The 16264-nt window shown below is 73.9% G+C and carries 14 protein-coding genes; 8 read left to right on the top strand and 6 right to left on the bottom strand.

Features of this window, described 5'->3' with window-relative positions:
- The first annotated feature begins 49 nt into the window (after positions 1-49).
- Positions 50-1774 carry a DUF6350 family protein gene (locus tag ACFW01_RS00180; RefSeq protein ID WP_384501816.1) on the top strand — a complete coding sequence of 575 codons (1725 nt, stop codon included), beginning with the start codon at positions 50-52 and terminating at the stop codon, positions 1772-1774.
- A gap of 119 nt (positions 1775-1893) precedes the next feature.
- Here ACFW01_RS00180 and ACFW01_RS00175 read toward each other — a convergent pair whose 3' ends face one another.
- Complete coding sequence (locus ACFW01_RS00175; protein ID WP_384501814.1) at positions 1894-2712, bottom strand: hypothetical protein; 819 nt, start codon at positions 2710-2712, stop codon at positions 1894-1896.
- A 278-nt stretch (positions 2713-2990) separates the two neighbouring features.
- On the opposite strand from ACFW01_RS00175, the gene purN reads away from it, so the two are divergent.
- From purN to ACFW01_RS00160, 3 genes are all read left to right on the top strand, one after another.
- A complete protein-coding gene (gene purN, locus ACFW01_RS00170) occupies positions 2991-3629 on the top strand; it encodes a phosphoribosylglycinamide formyltransferase (protein ID WP_234955266.1) in 639 nt (212 codons plus the stop codon).
- Complete coding sequence (purH, locus tag ACFW01_RS00165) at positions 3626-5185, top strand: bifunctional phosphoribosylaminoimidazolecarboxamide formyltransferase/IMP cyclohydrolase (RefSeq protein ID WP_384501812.1); 1560 nt, start codon at positions 3626-3628, stop codon at positions 5183-5185. The genes purN and purH overlap by 4 nt, the downstream gene beginning before the upstream one ends.
- 197 nt (positions 5186-5382) lie before the next feature.
- Positions 5383-5829 carry a peptidoglycan-binding domain-containing protein gene (locus ACFW01_RS00160; protein ID WP_234955262.1) on the top strand — a complete coding sequence of 149 codons (447 nt, stop codon included), beginning with the start codon at positions 5383-5385 and terminating at the stop codon, positions 5827-5829.
- Positions 5830-5960: 131 nt separating this feature from the next.
- Here the strand turns inward: ACFW01_RS00160 and ACFW01_RS00155 are convergent, their stop codons facing one another.
- The 5 genes from ACFW01_RS00155 to ACFW01_RS00135 form a co-directional block, all read right to left on the bottom strand.
- Positions 5961-7322 (bottom strand): protein kinase, encoded by a 1362-nt coding sequence (locus ACFW01_RS00155; protein WP_384501810.1) that lies wholly within the window; start codon positions 7320-7322, stop codon positions 5961-5963.
- Positions 7319-8059, bottom strand: a complete 741-nt coding sequence (locus tag ACFW01_RS00150) for an FHA domain-containing protein (protein ID WP_384501808.1) — start codon at positions 8057-8059, stop codon at positions 7319-7321. The genes ACFW01_RS00155 and ACFW01_RS00150 overlap by 4 nt, the downstream gene beginning before the upstream one ends.
- 135 nt (positions 8060-8194) lie before the next feature.
- A complete protein-coding gene (locus ACFW01_RS00145; protein ID WP_384501806.1) occupies positions 8195-9787 on the bottom strand; it encodes a serine/threonine protein kinase in 1593 nt (530 codons plus the stop codon).
- Positions 9784-10530 (bottom strand): FHA domain-containing protein, encoded by a 747-nt coding sequence (locus ACFW01_RS00140; protein WP_384501804.1) that lies wholly within the window; start codon positions 10528-10530, stop codon positions 9784-9786. Before ACFW01_RS00140 ends, ACFW01_RS00145 begins: the two co-directional genes overlap by 4 nt.
- Positions 10531-10673: 143 nt before the next feature.
- A complete protein-coding gene (locus ACFW01_RS00135) occupies positions 10674-11282 on the bottom strand; it encodes a hypothetical protein (protein ID WP_384501802.1) in 609 nt (202 codons plus the stop codon).
- A gap of 250 nt (positions 11283-11532) precedes the next feature.
- Between ACFW01_RS00135 and ACFW01_RS00130 the strand changes: the two genes are divergently transcribed.
- From ACFW01_RS00130 to ACFW01_RS00115, 4 genes are all read left to right on the top strand, one after another.
- A complete protein-coding gene (locus tag ACFW01_RS00130; RefSeq protein ID WP_234955255.1) occupies positions 11533-12387 on the top strand; it encodes a bifunctional methylenetetrahydrofolate dehydrogenase/methenyltetrahydrofolate cyclohydrolase in 855 nt (284 codons plus the stop codon).
- A 307-nt stretch (positions 12388-12694) separates the two neighbouring features.
- A complete protein-coding gene (locus tag ACFW01_RS00125) occupies positions 12695-13135 on the top strand; it encodes a DUF3017 domain-containing protein (protein ID WP_384502118.1) in 441 nt (146 codons plus the stop codon).
- A 371-nt stretch (positions 13136-13506) separates the two neighbouring features.
- The gene (locus tag ACFW01_RS00120; protein WP_234955254.1) at positions 13507-14826 is read left to right on the top strand and encodes an XRE family transcriptional regulator; all 1320 of its coding nucleotides are present in this window, start codon (positions 13507-13509) and stop codon (positions 14824-14826) included.
- Between the two features lie 416 nt (positions 14827-15242).
- The gene (locus ACFW01_RS00115; protein ID WP_234955253.1) at positions 15243-16232 is read left to right on the top strand and encodes a malate dehydrogenase; all 990 of its coding nucleotides are present in this window, start codon (positions 15243-15245) and stop codon (positions 16230-16232) included.
- Positions 16233-16264: the final 32 nt, after the last annotated feature.

Here is a 16264-nt window from a genome sequence, read left to right as displayed (position 1 = left end):
ACAACGGTGCTTCGCCTGTTACGCCGGGAAAGCGCGTGTCGTTGGGAGCATGGCGGGCGTGACCCAGACGACCGCCCGCCCGGCCCCGCTGACCCTGCTGCGCACCCGCTGGCGCGACCGGTCGCCCGGCCTGGGCGCCGGTCTCCTGGGGGGCGCGGTCGCGGCGGTGCTGGGACTCGCCTCGTGCGCCGCGCTGGTCACCCTGCTGTGGATCAGTTCGCCCTACCCCGACAGCGGCCCCGAGGGCACCCTGCACGTCGCCGCCTCCCTCTGGGTGCTGGCGCACGGTGCCGAACTGGTCCGCGCCGACACGCTCTCCGGCGCCCCCGCTCCGGTGGGCGTCACCCCGCTGCTGCTGGTCCTGCTGCCGGTGTGGCTGCTGCACCGCGCGGCCCGGGACGCCACCGACCCCGGTGACGGGGTGGGCGTGGCCGTCGGCTCCGGACCCGGGGCGGGGGCCGGGACGGGCTTCGCGGGGGAGGGGGGCCTCCGGGACGCCGGGCCGCCGCCGGTCTCCGCGCGCTTCGCCTGGGTGGGGGTCGTCGCCGGCTACCTCTGCGTCGCCGGGCCCGTCGTGCTGTACGCGACGGGCGGCGCGCTGCGGCCCTCCTGGTGGTGGGCCGGCCTCTGTCTGCCGCTGGTCGCCATGGGCGCCGCGGGCGCGGGCGTGTGGACGGCGTTCGGCCGGCCGGGCGGGCCGGTGGGCCGGGCGCTGCGCGTGCTGCCGCGGAACCTGCGGGAGCTGATGGTGGAGCCGGACGCGCGCCTGGGCGCCTCGGCGCGCGCCGCGGGCGCCGGTGCGGCGGTGCTCGTCGGGGGCGGGGCGCTGCTGGTGGGGGTCTCGCTGGTGTGGCACGGGGCCGCCGCGCAGGAGGCCTTCCTGCGGCTGACCGAGGGCTGGTCCGGGCGGTTCGCCGTACTGTTGCTCTGCCTGGCGCTGGTGCCGAACGCGGCGGTGTGGGCGGCGGTCTACGCCCTCGGCCCCGGGTTCGCGCTCGGCGCCGGGCATGTCGTGCACCCCTTGGCCTCCGCCCCGGCCCCGCTGCTGCCGCCGTTCCCGCTGCTGGCGGCTGTGCCGGACGCGGGGCCCGGTACGCCGCTGCACTGGGCGGTGGGAGGGGTGCCGCTGGTGGCGGGGACGGTGGTGGGGTGGTTCACGGCGCGGGCGGCCACGGGGGCCCCCGTGGGAGCGGCGCTGGGGGAAACCGCCCGGGGTGACGGGGGCGGCGGGAGCGGCGGGGGCGGCGGGGTGTGGTCGTGGCGGCGGACCGCCGGGTCCGCCGTCGTGGCCGCCGTGCTGTGCGCGGTGCTCGTCGCCCTGCTGGCCGCGTTCGCGGGCGGGCCGCTCGGGAGCGGTGCCCTCGCGCGGTTCGGTCCGGTGTGGTGGCAGGCCGGGGGCGCGACGCTGGCGTGGATCGTGGTGCCGGCGGTGCCGGTGGCGGTGGCGGTGCGGGCCTGGCGGGGGCGGGGTGCTGCCGTGCGGGAGCCGGTCGTGGACGGCGGCGAGGTGGCCGACGGGGGCGGGCGGGGGCGGGCGCCGGTGCCCTTCGTGGGGCGGTGGTGGAAGCGGGGTGGCGGGGGCGATGCGGAGGTCGGCGGGGATGCGGGGGAGGCGGGGGAGGCGGACGAGGAGGCGGTGCCGTTCGGGCTGTACGACGGTGACGACGAGGAGGCGGTGCCGTTCGGGCTGTACGACGGTGACGACGAGGGTGGCGGCGGGCCGTACGATCTGCTGCCGGTCGATTCTCCGGCTGAGCCGCCGCCGCGGGGCTAGCGGTGAGGGTGTTTCGCCCCCGCCGCCCCCACCCTTCCCGTCCCTGGGGGCTGCGCCCCCAGACCCCCCTTCGGCCTGACGGCCTCGTCCTCAAACGCCGGACGGGCTGCGAGCGGCGGCTAGCCCTCCGTGCCCAGCAGGTCCCGCAGCTGTTCCGGGAGCAGGCGCTCGCAGCCCTGTTTCGCCGCATTGGTCAGGGCGTCCTCGCGGCAGGTGTAGTAGTCGTTGTAGACCAGCTGGGCGCCGAAGGACGCGGCGACCAGGAGGATGGCCAGGGACGACGTGACCAGGCCGCTGATGGCCGCGGTGCGCTGCGGGCGGCCGGTCTGCTCGGCGGGGCGGGCCGGGGTCTCCGGGTCGGCGGCGGCGCGGGGCTTGGCGCGCAGGGAGCTGATGCCCCAGTACAGGGCCAGCGCGCCGAGCAGCAGCGCCACGTACGGCCAGGTGAAGAGCGCGAAGAAGAGGGCCCACATGCCGCACAGCAGGGCGTAGCGCGCACGCCGCTGGGACGGGTCCGTGGGGTCCCAGCGCGGGCCCGGGCCGCCGCCCTGCCCCTCGGGACCCGAACCGGAAGCGCCGGGCCGCTCACCGAAGCCGCCGGAGGAGCGGCCGGGCTGCCGGTCGCTCCACTGACCGCCCCACGGCGAACGCCCGCCGCCCTGGGAACCGGACGAGCCCTGCGGGTCGCCGCCGTCGCCCGACGGGTGCCGCGGCTGCCAGGGCCGGTCCGGCGTGCCCTCCGGGGGCGGGGCGAACGGGTTGTCCCGGTCCGGGGTGGCCGGGTTGTCCTGGGAGCCGTCCTGCCCGCCGCCGTTGCCGCGGTCCGAGGGCGTGTCGGGCGGTGACGAGGGGCGCTCCCGCAGCACCACGGTGCTGCGCCCCCCTGGCTGCGCCGACTGCTGGGGGAGCGTGAGCGGTCTCAGGCTGCGGTCCGGCATCAAGTGAGCGTCTTCCCCTTGGCGGCGATGAACGGGTGGAACGGGCGAACGGGTCGGCACGACTGGTGAACGCGTGACGCGCAGGTCGCGTTCCCGGTCCGGCTCCACGCAGACGCTACCTTCCGGCCACGCCCCCGTCCCGAGGGGGCCGTCCGGTGTGCCGGTATCGTTGCTGACGGTCGGCCGCTTCGTAGACTTCCCCGTATCCCGGGGCGCGAAGCATTCGTACGACTGTACAAACCGACGAACGTACCGCTTCCCCGAGAAAGGCCCTCACCGTGGCCGCCAAGCCCGTGGCCCCGCGAGCCAAGCGCCTCGTCGTGCTGGTCTCCGGATCCGGCACCAACCTCCAGGCGCTGCTCGACGAGATCGCCGCCACCGGCGTCGAGGCCTACGGAGCCGAGATCGTCGCCGTCGGCGCCGACCGCGAGGGCATCGAGGGGCTGGCCCGCGCCGAGCGCGCCGGGCTGCCGGTCTTCGTGACCAAGGTCAAGGAGTACGGGAGCCGCGGCGAGTGGGACGCGGCGCTCGCCGAGGCCGTCGCCGCGCACGAGCCGGACCTCGTGGTCTCGGCCGGGTTCATGAAGATCGTGGGCAAGGAGTTCCTGGCCCGCTTCGGGGGGCGGTTCGTGAACACCCACCCCGCCCTCCTCCCCAGCTTCCCGGGAGCCCACGGCGTGCGGGACGCGCTCGCGTACGGCGCCAGGGTCACCGGCTGCACCGTCCACTTCGTCGACGACGGCGTCGACACCGGGCCGATCATCGCGCAGGGCGTGGTGGAGATCCGGGACGAGGACGACGAGAGCGCTCTGCACGAGCGCATCAAGGAAGTCGAGCGAAGGCTGCTCGTCGATGTCGTGGGGCGGCTCGCCCGCAACGGCTATCGCATCGAGGGACGAAAGGTAGTTATCCAGTGACCGCCGAGAGCAACAAGCGGGCCGTCCGACGGGCGCTCGTCAGCGTCTACGACAAGACCGGCCTGGAGGAGCTGGCGCGCGGGCTCCACGAGGCGGGCGTCGAACTCGTCTCCACCGGGTCCACGGCCGGCCGTATCTCCGCCGCCGGCGTCCCCGTCACCGCGGTCGAGGAGCTGACCGGCTTCCCCGAGTGCCTGGACGGCCGGGTCAAGACCCTGCACCCCAAGGTGCACGCCGGAATCCTCGCCGACCTGCGCCTGGACAGCCACCGCGAGCAGCTCGGCGAGCTGGGCGTGGAGCCGTTCGACCTGGTCGTGGTCAACCTCTACCCGTTCGAGCAGACCGTCGCCTCCGGTGCGTCGCCCGACGAGTGCGTGGAGCAGATCGACATCGGCGGCCCGTCCATGGTCCGCGCCGCCGCCAAGAACCACCCCTCCGTCGCGGTCGTCACGAGCCCCGCCCGGTATGCGGACGTGCTCTCCGCCGTGCAGGACGGCGGCTTCGACCTGACCGCCCGCAAGCGGCTCGCCGCCGAGGCGTTCCGCCACACCGCCGAGTACGACGTGGCGGTCGCCGGCTGGTTCGCCGGGGAGTACGCCGGTGACGGCGAGCAGTTCCCGGAGTTCATCGGCGTGACGTACGAGCGCAAGAACGTGCTGCGCTACGGCGAGAACCCGCACCAGCCCGCCGCCCTCTACACGGGCGGCTGCGGCGGCCTGGCCGAGGCGGAGCAGCTGCACGGCAAGGAGATGTCGTACAACAACTACATCGACACGGACGCCGCCCGCCGTGCCGCGTACGACCACGCCGAGCCCTGTGTCGCGATCATCAAGCACGCCAACCCGTGCGGCATCGCGGTCGCCGCGGACGTCGCCGAGGCGCACCGCAAGGCGCACGCCTGCGACCCGCTCTCCGCGTTCGGCGGCGTGATCGCGGTCAACCGCCCGGTGTCCAGGGAGATGGCCGAGCAGGTCGCGGAGATCTTCACCGAGGTCGTCGTCGCGCCGGACTACGAGGAGGGCGCCCTCGAAGCCCTCACCAAGAAGAAGAACATCCGCGTACTGCGCTGCCCCGAGGCGCCGCAGCCGCCCGCCGAGTTCCGCCCGATCGACGGCGGCGGCCTGGCCCAGGTCAAGGACGTCTTCCAGGCCGAGGGCGACGACCCGGCGCACTGGACGCTGGCGACGGGCGAGGCGCTGAGCGACTCCGACCTCGCCGGCCTGGCCTTCGCCTGGAAGGCCTGCCGCGCCGTCAAGTCCAACGCGATCCTCCTCGCCAAGGACGGCGCCTCCGTCGGCGTCGGCATGGGCCAGGTCAACCGCGTCGACTCCGCGAAGCTGGCGGTGGAGCGTGCGGGCGCCGAGCGGGCGCAGGGGGCGTACGCTGCCTCCGACGCCTTCTTCCCCTTCCCGGACGGCCTGGAGATCCTCACCGCGGCCGGCGTGAAGGCCGTGGTCCAGCCGGGCGGCTCGGTCCGCGACGAACTCGTCGTCGAGGCCGCGAAGAAGGCCGGCGTGACGATGTACTTCACGGGGACGCGGCACTTCTTCCACTGAGCGGCACGTACGGAGCGGCCCGCCGGTAGTCACCCGGACACCGGCGGGCACCCCGGCTGGAGGGCCCGCTTAGCACGAAATCTCCGGAAGGCACCCCCGAAAAGTTATAGGTACCGCGCGGCGCGGCAACTCCCCAAGCTGGTCACTGTGCTTGCCGGGGGGCAGGCACACGACACGTCCACACGGAGGGGAACAGCATGCGAGCTCTCACGAAGGCACTCGTCGGTGTCAGCGCCGCCGTCGGGATCGCCGCCGGCGGCCTGGCGACCGCAGGCACGGCCACGGCGGCTCCCGTGTCGGCCCGGCAGGCGGTGAGTGCCGAGGCGGTCGCACCGCTCGCGGTGGTCAACCTGGGGCTGGACACCGCCCATGCGAAGAGCTGGCAGTGCTGGCTGCGCACCACCGGCTACAACCCCGGCACGATCGACGGGCAGCTGGGCACCAACAGCTGGAAGGCGGCGCAGCGGAAGTTCGACGCCATGGGCTACTACAACGATTCCATCGACGGGATCGTCGGACCCAACACGATCAAGGCGCTGCAGCGGTACCTGAACCTCCACGGTGCCAACCTCGCCGTCGACGGGCTGGCCGGGCCGCAGACCAGGTCCGAGTTCTGGGACTTCGCCGGCACCCACCGCTGCTGAGCCGACGCGCTGCCGCACATCCGCCGCGGCCCGTCCTTCCTCGAAGGGAAGGGCGGGCCGTGACGTCGCGATGCCATGTCGCCCCGCACGGTCGCGGACGCCTCAGCGGCAGCCGGCGCCGACCAAGGCCGTCAGCTGGACTCCCCGCCCTTGCGAAGCGCCTGCCACGTAGCAGGCCCCACGATGCCGTCCGCGTCCAGTCCCGCCCGCTTCTGGAAGATGACGACCCCGCTGTGGGTCTTCGGGCCGAAGTCGCCGTCGACCTCGCCGACCTCCGGGATGCCGTGCAGGTGGCGGAGGAGGCACTGCAGTTCCCTGACCTGGCTGCCGCCGTCGCCGCGTTTGACGGTGAAGTCCCAGGTGCCGCTGTGGCCCGCCATGTGTCCGCGGCCGTCGGCGCCCTCGTACACCATGGGTTTCTCGCAGGTGGGAGGGGCCGTGGCGGCGGGCGCTGACTCCCACGGGGCGGTGTGGGCGAGGCTCGCCGCCCCGACGAGCGCCGCCGCGAGCCCCGCCGCCCAGGCAGGGCGGCGCCATCGCCGGGGACGCGGTCTCGGCAGCCGGGCCGAGCGGGAGGCGCCCGCCGCCTCCTCGACCCGGCGGAGCAACGCGGCGGTGTCGGTGGGGCGTTCCGCGTGGGTCGGGGCCAGGCAGTCCTGGAGGATGTCGCGCCAGGCCGCCGGAAGGCCGGGGGACAGGCGCAGTTCCTCACGGCCGTGGGCGTAGCGCGTCGCCGCGTCGGAGCGGTCCTCCGAGGTGCCGCCGGGCAGAGGGAAACCGCCGGTCAGGACCACGTGGGCGAGGACCCCGAAAGCCCAGACGTCGGCGGACGGGCGGATCCGCGTCCCGCGCTCGTCGACCTCGGGCCACAGCAGTTCGGGCGGCGTGTAGTCCGGGGTGGCGAAGGCGGGGGCGTAGGCGTGGGTGCCCTCCAGTTCGGCGGCCGTGTTGAAGTCGGCCAGCCGCGCCGAACCGTCCGCCATCAGCAGGACGTTGGCCGGTTTCAGGTCGCCGTGCACCCAGCCCGCGTGGTGCAACTGGTGCAGCCCTTCGCAGATCTGCGCCAGCAGGGCGGGCCCCGACTCCGGGGCCGGCGTCCGGGTCAGTACGGCGTCCAGGGAGCCCTCGGCCCGCTCCAGCACCAGCACGGTCGCGCCGTCCAGCTCCGGATGGTCCGGGTCGTCGACCGTGAGGGTGTCGTACATCCGGATCAGGCGGGGCGAGCGCAGCCGCCGCAGCAGCTGCACCTCGCGCTCGGCCAGGTCGCGCAGATGGTGCAGTTGTCGCGGGGTGCGGGTGCCGGTGGGCAGGAACTTCAGCGCCGCGCGCTGCGGCAGTTCACCGGTGTCGGAGGTCCGGCGGGGCCCGCCGGACGCGTGGCGGACCCCTGCGTAGACGGTGGCGAACGCGCCGGACGCCAGCGGCTCACGCACTTCCCACGGCCCGACCCGGAAGCCCTTCGGCACCGGGACCGCGTACGGCCGCCCGGTCACCGTGCCGCTCCGCTCGGGGCCGGGGCGAGCACCACGAGGTCGTCCTCGCGGACCAGGTCGAAGCGGAGGGCGAGTGAGGCGAGGGACTCCTTCTTGCCGTGGGTGCGCCGGCCCGGCTCGGCGGTGTCCGGACCGGGTCTCAGCCGTAACTTGACCGCGAGGTAGTCGATGTTCCAGTAGACGGCGGAGCGGCTGACCTTGGGCCAGCTTGGGCGCAGCCGCTCCACGATCTCCTCGACCGCGGGCAACGGGGCACGGGGCTCACCGCGCAGGCGCCGCTCGCACAGGGCGGCCAGCACCGCGAAGTACCGCTTGGTGCGGTCCAGGGCGAAGGCCGGGACGGTGCCGGCCCCGTCGAGACCGTGGCGCTCGATGCTGCGGATGGCGTGCCGCGGTGCCCAGACGTCGAAGGTGAGCAGGTCCCCCGCCGCGGGCAGGGTCACGCGCGCCAGCTCGAACGGCACCGGCGCCTCCACCCGCCCCGGGCCGACCTTGATGTGCTCACCCGCGCCCTCCGGGTTCTCCACCACGTAGGTCTGGTCCACGCTGAGATTGCTCAGCAGCCAGAACGTTCGGTGGGCCGCGATCTCCCCGGCGACCCGGGGCACGCCCGCGTGTGCGATGGCGAGTCCGCCGCTGGGCTCGGCTCTGCCGAACTCGATGCGCTCACCCGCGCTGATCCTCAGTTGTTCGTCCACACTGCCGCACGACGGCGGCACGACGATGACGCTGTACATGGAGTCGTCCCCTCCCCCGAGACCCTCGAGGTCACCCTTCCCCAGTCCAACAAGGGCAGCGTACGGGGAGCGGGTGAGGGCACCCTAAGCATTCGGACGGCCCGGCGGGTCGCGTGAACCTGGGACGTCACAGGGTCACTCGGGCCCCTCGGGCGTGTACTCCTTGAGGTGGTGGGCGACGCGGTCGGCGTAGTCACGGTACTTCGGGGGAACCCCGCCCGCGTCGTTCACCTTCTTGTACGACGTCCGGTACGCGACGGCGACCAGGACGGAGCGGTCGCCGGGCAGGCCGGCCTCCAGACGGGGCGTGATCCAGCACAGGTAGCGGCCCATCGCGGGGATGGACTCGGCGGGCGGGAACGGCGGCTCCGGGACGGTCTCGCCGGGTGTGCCGTCCTCGTTCATCCACCAGCGCAGCACGCTCGGGGTCCAGCGGGCGATGCCGTACTCGTTCCTGGCCGGGTCGGACAGGTCCGGGTCGAAGCCGCTCTCCACCTTCAGCATGGCCGCGATCAGGGCCGCGCTGACCTCCTTCCGGTCGCAGTCGTGCGCCGTCTCGACGATCAGCAGCCGGTAGGCGGGCGGCACGTCGCGGTCGGTGCGCAGCACGTCCGCGCCGTAGGCGGCGGCGGAGACGCTCGCGGTGCCGCCGCCGCGCGGGCCTGCGGCGGGCGGCCGGCCGTCACCGGCCCAGGAGACGACGCCGTAGGCGAGCGCGGCCAGCGCCACGGTGCCCGCGGCCGAGGCCGCGACAACGCCCCGTCGGGTGCCGCCCCGGGCCCGGAGCGAGAACCTCGCCGCCCCGCTCGCGGCGTCCGCGGCCGCCGTCACCCGGCGCAGCAGGGCGGCGGTGCCGGTCCGGCCGGCGTGCGTCCGGGTCAGACAGTCCCGCACGATCTCCCGCCACGCCTGAGGCAGTTCGGGGGAGAGCCGCAGCTCGTGGGTGCCGCGGGCGTAGGCGACGGCGGCGTCGCGACGGGCCGTCGGCGTGCCGCCGGGCAGCGGGAAGGAGCCGGTGAGGACGAGGTGGGCGAGGACACCGAAGGCCCACACGTCGGCGGACGGCCGGATGCGGCGGCCGCGTTCGCCGATCTCGGACCAGAGCAGTTCGGGCGGTGTGTAGTCCGGGGTGGAGAAGGCGGGCGTGTAGGCGTGGGTGCCCTCCAGCTCGGCGGCCATGTTGAAGTCGGCCAGCCGCACCGAACCGTCCGCCATCAGCAGGACGTTGGCCGGTTTCAGGTCACCGTGCACCCAGCCCGCCCGGTGCAGCTGCGCCAGCCCCTCGCAGACCTGGGCGAGCAGCGCGGGCCCGTCCGGCGGGCGGGGCGCGGCGGCGATCAGGGCGGACAGGGAGCCCTCCGCCCGCTCCAGGACGAGGACGGTGGCGCCGTCCAGCCGGGGGTGGCCGGGGTCGTCGACGGTGAGGGTCTCGTACATCCGGATCAGCCGGGGCTGCCGCAGCCGGCGCAGCAGCGCGATCTCGCGCTCGACCAGGTCCCGCAGGTGGGCGAGTTGCCGCGGGGTGCCGGTGCCGGTGGGCAGGAACTTCAGGGCGGCCGTGTCCGGCAGGTGCCCGCCGCTTCCACCCCCGCCCTCGGCGCCTCCGGTGCTCTCGACGCGGCGTGCGGCGTACACGCTGCCGAAGGCGCCGGTGGCGATCGGCTCGCGCACCTCCCACCCGCCCACGCGGTAGCCCCGGGGCACCGGGACGGCGTACGGCTCGGTCATCGCGGCGCCCGTCCGGACGGTGGCGCGAGGAGCGCCAGGTCGTCCTCGCGGACCAGGTCGAAGCGGAGCGCCAGGGAGACCAGCGACTCCTTCTTGCCGTTCAGTCGCGGGCCCGGGTCGGCGGTCTCCGGGCCCGGCTTCAGCCGCAGTTTCACGGCGAGGTAGTCGATGTTCCACTGCACCGACGTACGGGACGCGGTCGGCCAGGCCGGGCGGAGCCGCTCGACGACCTGGTCCATGGTCGGCAGCGGCGCGTGCGGCGCCCCGCGCAGCCGCGGTTCGCACAGCGCGGCCAGCACCGCGAAGTACCGCTTGGTGCGGTCGACGGAGAAGGCGGGCGCGGTCGGCTCGCCGTCGGCGCCGTCCTCGGCGCGCAGATAGTCGTGGCGCGGCGCCCACACCTCGACCGGCAGCAGGTCACCCGCCGCGGGCAGCACGATCCGCGAGAACTCGAACGGCACCGGCGCGTCCAGCCGCCCCGGGGCGACCTTGATGTGCTCGCCCGCGCCCTCCGGGTTCTCCACCACGTACGTCTGGCGGGCCGAGAGGTTGCTCATGGTCCAGAAGGTGCCGTGGGCGGTGATCTCACCGGCCCGGCGGGACACCCCGTCGTGCGCGATCAGCAGCCCGCCCTCGGGCACGGCGCGTCCGAAGACGAGCCGTTCGCCGGGTGCGAGCCGGAGCTGGGCGCTGCTGTGTTCGTCCTCCGAGGTCGGCGGAGGTACCACGATGATGCTGAACAAGGTGCGTCTCCCCGTGCCTGACGGCTACCCGCGTCAGACTATTGCGACGCGCCAGGGCCGTGCCCCCCTCGTACGGGTGAGACACGGCCCTGTGACGTGATTGGCGAGAAGTACGCACTGGCGTAAGCCGGTTCAGTACGGCTTCAGTACTGCGGGCGGGTGAACCAGTAGCTGCCGTTCCGGTTGGCGCGGAAGACGATGATCAGGATGCCGAGCACCAGGCTGATGAGGGCGAAGACGTTCGCCGTGAACAGGCTGATGACGCTGAACAGGGTGACCACCGACGCGTAGATGATCGCGGAGACGCGCACCCCGCCCCGGCCCGTGGCGAACTTGACGCCCGTGAATATCGCCCAGAACGCAAACGCCAGCACGATGACCCCGAGGACGATCATGATGCCGGTGCCGACGCTGGCGGCGGCGTCCGCGTCCTCTGCCGACAGGCTCGGGTCGGAGTTGACCGCGTCCTCGAACTCCTCCGAGAACCAGGCGCTGGCGATCATCATCAGCAGGCCGCCGATGACCTGGAAGCCGCCCAGGACGAACAGCATCACGCGCGCTGCCTTCACCGAGCCGGGCATCGCCACCGGGGCGGGCGCGTAGCCGCCGCCGTACGGCTGCTGTACCGGCGGGGCCGCGGGGTAGCCGTAGCCGGGCTGTCCCTGGGGCTGCTGCTGGGGGTAGCCGTAGTTCGGCTGCTGGCCGCCGCCCTGGGGCGGGCCGTAAGGGTTGTTCGGATCGCCGAAACTCATGGCGGGACTTCCTCCGTCGCTGTCAGGTGCGGGGACGGCGCGCGGCGCGAGTCGGAGGAGTTTCTTCGTTGCGGTTCGTCCCCCCGGTACGGCCCCGCGGCACTGTGCACCCCAATCGTTCTTGACCGGTCTCTTACTTGTCCAGCCCGCTCACAAGGTGTTGTGCAAGTGCAACAACGTCGATCATCAATCGACGACCGGATGCCGGCCGGATTGGAACCGGGGGCCGGTCATCCGCGAGGATGGGGGCATGACCGCCCAGATTCTCGATGGCAAGGCCACCGCAGCCGCGATCAAGTCCGAACTGACCGCCCGCGTGGCGGCGCTGAAGGAGAGGGGTGTCACACCCGGTCTCGGCACCGTCCTGGTGGGCGACGATCCCGGCAGCCAGAAGTACGTCGCCGGCAAGCACCGCGACTGCGCGCAGGTCGGCATCGCCTCCATCCAGCGTCACCTGCCGGCCACGGCGACCCAGGACGAGATCGAGGCGGTCGTCCGCGAGCTGAACGAGGACCCGGCCTGCACCGGCTACATCGTCCAGCTGCCGCTGCCCAAGGGCATCGACGAGAACCGCATCCTGGAGCTGATGGACCCGGACAAGGACGCGGACGGCCTGCACCCGATGAACCTCGGCCGCCTGGTCCTGAACGAGCCGGCGCCGCTGCCCTGCACCCCCAACGGCATCCTCACCCTCCTGCGCCGCTACGGCGTGGAGATCAAGGGCGCCGAGGTCGTGGTCGTCGGCCGCGGGGTCACCATCGGCCGCCCGATGCCGCTGCTGCTCACCCGGCGCAGCGAGAACGCCACCGTGACCCAGTGCCACACCGGCACCCGGGACCTGTCCGCCCACCTCAAGCGCGCCGACATCGTCGTCGCCGCGGCCGGCTCCCCGCACCTGGTCCGCGCCGAGGACGTGAAGCCGGGCGCCGCCGTCCTCGACGTGGGCGTCTCCCGCAACGCCGAGGGCAAGATCGTGGGCGACGTCCACCCGGACGTGGCCGAGGTCGCCGCCTGGATCTCCCCGAACCCCGGCGGCGTCGGCCCGATGACCCGCGCCGAGCTGCTCGTCAACGTGGTGGAGGCGGCGGAGCGCCGTGCCGGCTGAGGACACCCACGCCGAGCGCCCGGGCCGGACGACGGACCGCGCTCAGGCCCGGGAGGACACCGCCGTGCGCGCCGACAGGGCGGACAGGGCCGAGGGCACCGAGGCGGTCGAGGGCACCGAGGTCACCGAGGTCACCGAGGCCACCGAGGGCGCGGAACGGGCGCCGGACTCCGGCGACACCGCCGGGTCCGCCGGGTCCAACGGGTCCGCCGGGTCCGCCGAGAAGACCGGGCGCCCCGACCGTGCGGGGGACGCCTCGGACCCCGAGGACCCCGAGGCCCCCGACAACGCCGAAGATCCCGAGGAGATCGTCGTCCGGGACCCGGTCAGCGCGCCCGACGCCCAGGGCAGGCCGAAACGCGCCACGCGCCGGTTCCCGCTCTTCACCCGCGACACCGCGCGCCCCGAGGGCGGCGGCCGGGCCGCGGCCGGCGACGCCCCGGCGCCCGCCCGGCAGTGGCCGGTGCTCACCGTGGCCGGCCTGGTCGGGATCGGCCTGCTGATCACCGGGCTCGACGTGTTCCGGTGGGGACTGGTGCTCGTCGGCGTCGCGCTGCTGATCGGCGCCGCGCTGCGCTGGTCCGTGCCGGACGTCGGCATGCTCGCGGTCCGCTCGCGCTTCACGGACATCGTCACCTACGGCGTGCTGGGCACCGCCATCGCCATGCTGGCGCTGATGGCCCAGCCGAACGCGCCGCTGAAGATCCCGTTCCTGAACGATCTGCTGCACTTCACCGTAAGCAGTTAGCGAAGCCCCGCTCGAACGGCGGCCCGTCCCCACCCCCGTGGAAGGACGGGCCGCCGTCGGGATCCACACTCCTGCACGTCGAACGCGCTGTTCAACGCCTGTCAGGGCGCTGTGGCACGGAAGTGACCGTTCCGCTACTCCGTCACGCGGGCCCCGGAAACGGCTCCGTTCAGGGGTTCCGTCACCAGCACGGGAACGCCGGTGGGAGACTGGACCAGGTGTCGGTGGGCGTGCGACCGTGCATGCCTGCGGCCTCTGTGCTCCTGTGCGCCCCCACCCCGGGAACTGAGCTCCTGATCGGGCGCATCCCTGTGGGTAGCCAGAACGGCGGGGGAACGACCAGCACGTACCGGGGGAAGAGGGGGGAAGCAGTGCCTCGTTGGAAGGCCTTGCCGGAGGAACTCGATCCGCAGATCAAAGAGTTCACCGGCCAGCTGCGCCGACTCGTGGACCGCAGTGAACTGAGCGTCGCGTCGGTGGCCGACGCCACGGGCTACAGCAAGACGTCCTGGGAGCGATACCTGAACGGACGGCTGCTGGCGCCGAAGGGCGCCATCATCGCCCTGGCGGAGGTGACGGGGACCAACCCCCTGCACCTGACCACCATGTGGGAGCTGGCCGAGCGCGCCTGGAGCCGCTCGGAGATGCGCCACGACATGACCATGGAGGCCATCCGCATATCCCAGGCGCGTGCCGCCCTCGGCGATCTGGGCACCACGTCCGGCAAGACCGCGGGACCGGCCCACGGCGGCAGGAACGGCCGCGGAAGCCGCTCCGGCCGCCACGGAGGCGGCGCGTCGGCCGCTCCCGGCGTCGCGGGTCCCGCCGGGGTGGCGCCCACGCTGGGGCCGACGGTCCCCGCGCAGCCGACGGCGGCGGACAGCCCCGACTCGGCCGCCGGCCCGGTCCGGGGCGGCGGCCCGACCGGCGCCCCCTCCGCCCCGTTCTCCGACGCCCCGTCCGCGGGCGGCGCCACCGACGGCAACTCGTGGGGCCTGGCCGGATACCGGGGACCCGCACCGACCGGTGACCGCACGGCACGCCCCGGGCACCGGGCCGGTTCCGGCGAGGCCGCGACGGCCATGGGCCCCGCGGCGGCGCCCGGCCCCGCCGCGTCCGACGGCCGGAGTCCCTCCGCCGGATACGGCGAGCCCCCGCGCGGCGGCTCGGGCTCGCGCGGCCGGCCGGGCGGGGGCGGCAGCAGGCGGATGACGACGTTCGTCGCGGGTGCCGTGGGCGTACTCGTCGTGATCGCGGGCGCCTTCTTCCTGCTGAACGACGGCGGGGACGAGAAGAACGAGGGCACCAAGCCCTCCCCGTCCCCCACGGTGAGCAGCGAGCAGCAGCTGCCGCCGGGCGTGAAGTGCAGCGGCGACGCCTGCACCGGCAAGGACCCGGAGGTCATGGGCTGCGGAGGCGAACTGGTCACCACCGCCGCGACCGCCACCGTCGGCACGACCGCGGTCGAGGTCCGCTACAGCAAGACCTGCGGTGCGGCGTGGGCCCGCGTGACCCAGGCCGCCCAGGGCGACGAGGTCCAGGTGAGCGCCGAGGGCAGGGACCAGCAGACGGGGACGGTCTCCGGAGTCGGCGACACCGTCGCGTACACCCCGATGGTGGCGGTGAAGTCCGCGGCCGCGGCGGAGGCGTGCGTGACGACCGCGTCCGGCGTCCAGGGCTGCACGGAGTAGGCGGCGGGACGGCACGCGGCGGGTGCACCGAGCAGACGCACGGAGCAGACGCACGGAGCAGACACACCGAGCGGGCGCACCGAGCAGGCCCGCGAAGAAAGTTCGCCGGGGGCAGGCATGTCCGGCGAGGACCCGGGCAGGCGAGAAGTACCCCCACGGGAGTCCGGCAACGGTATCCCCCGAAACGGCGGTCGCCTTCGTCCCCCCTCTCCCGGACGGGCGGCCGCCTTTCCGTCGCCCCGCCCGCGCGCCCGGCGCCGCCGGGACGCCCCTGTGGGCCGGGCCACACCGACCCGGACGTCCCGGACACCGCGGGCGCGATAGCCTGACGGCCGGATCGGTCTCTTGGTATCAAGAGATCGATCAAATGCCCGGGGCAGGGACGCCCCACCGCCAGCTGTCATACGGAGAACGCCATGACCCGCACTCCCGTGAACGTCACCGTCACCGGCGCGGCCGGCCAGATCGGTTACGCCCTGCTCTTCCGCATCGCCTCCGGCCAGCTGCTCGGCGCGGACGTGCCGGTCAAGCTCCGCCTCCTGGAGATCACCCCGGCGCTCAAGGCCGCCGAGGGCACCGCGATGGAGCTGGACGACTGCGCGTTCCCGCTCCTCCAGGGCATCGAGATCACCGACGACCCGAACGTCGCCTTCGACGGCGCCAACGTCGCCCTCCTCGTCGGCGCCCGCCCCCGCACCAAGGGCATGGAGCGCGGCGACCTCCTGGAGGCCAACGGCGGCATCTTCAAGCCGCAGGGCAAGGCCATCAACGACCACGCCGCGGACGACATCAAGGTCCTCGTCGTCGGCAACCCGGCCAACACCAACGCCCTGATCGCCCAGGCCGCCGCCCCGGACGTACCCGCGGAGCGCTTCACCGCGATGACCCGCCTGGACCACAACCGCGCGCTGACCCAGCTCGCGAAGAAGACGGGCTCGACGGTCGCCGACATCAAGCGCCTGACCATCTGGGGCAACCACTCCGCCACCCAGTACCCGGACATCTTCCACGCCACCATCGGCGGCAAGAACGCCGCCGAGACCGTCAACGACGAGAAGTGGCTGGCCGACGAGTTCATCCCGACCGTCGCCAAGCGCGGCGCGGCCATCATCGAGGCCCGCGGCGCCTCGTCGGCCGCCTCCGCCGCCAACGCCGCCATCGACCACGTGCACACGTGGGTCAACGGCACCGCCGACGGCGACTGGACCTCCATGGGCATCCCGTCGGACGGCTCCTACGGCGTCCCGGAGGGCCTCATCTCCTCCTTCCCCGTCACCACCAAGGACGGCACGTACGAGATCGTCCAGGGTCTCGACGTCAACGAGTTCTCCCGCGCCCGTATCGACGCCTCCGTCAAGGAGCTGTCGGAGGAGCGCGACGCGGTCCGCGGTCTCGGCCTCCTCTGAGCCCACCCCGCCCTCAGACGGGCCCCGCTCCG

Source organism: Streptomyces sp. NPDC058985 (assembly GCF_042740985.1).
GTDB lineage: Bacteria > Actinomycetota > Actinomycetes > Streptomycetales > Streptomycetaceae > Streptomyces.
This window is presented reverse-complemented; position numbering and strand designations above follow the sequence as displayed.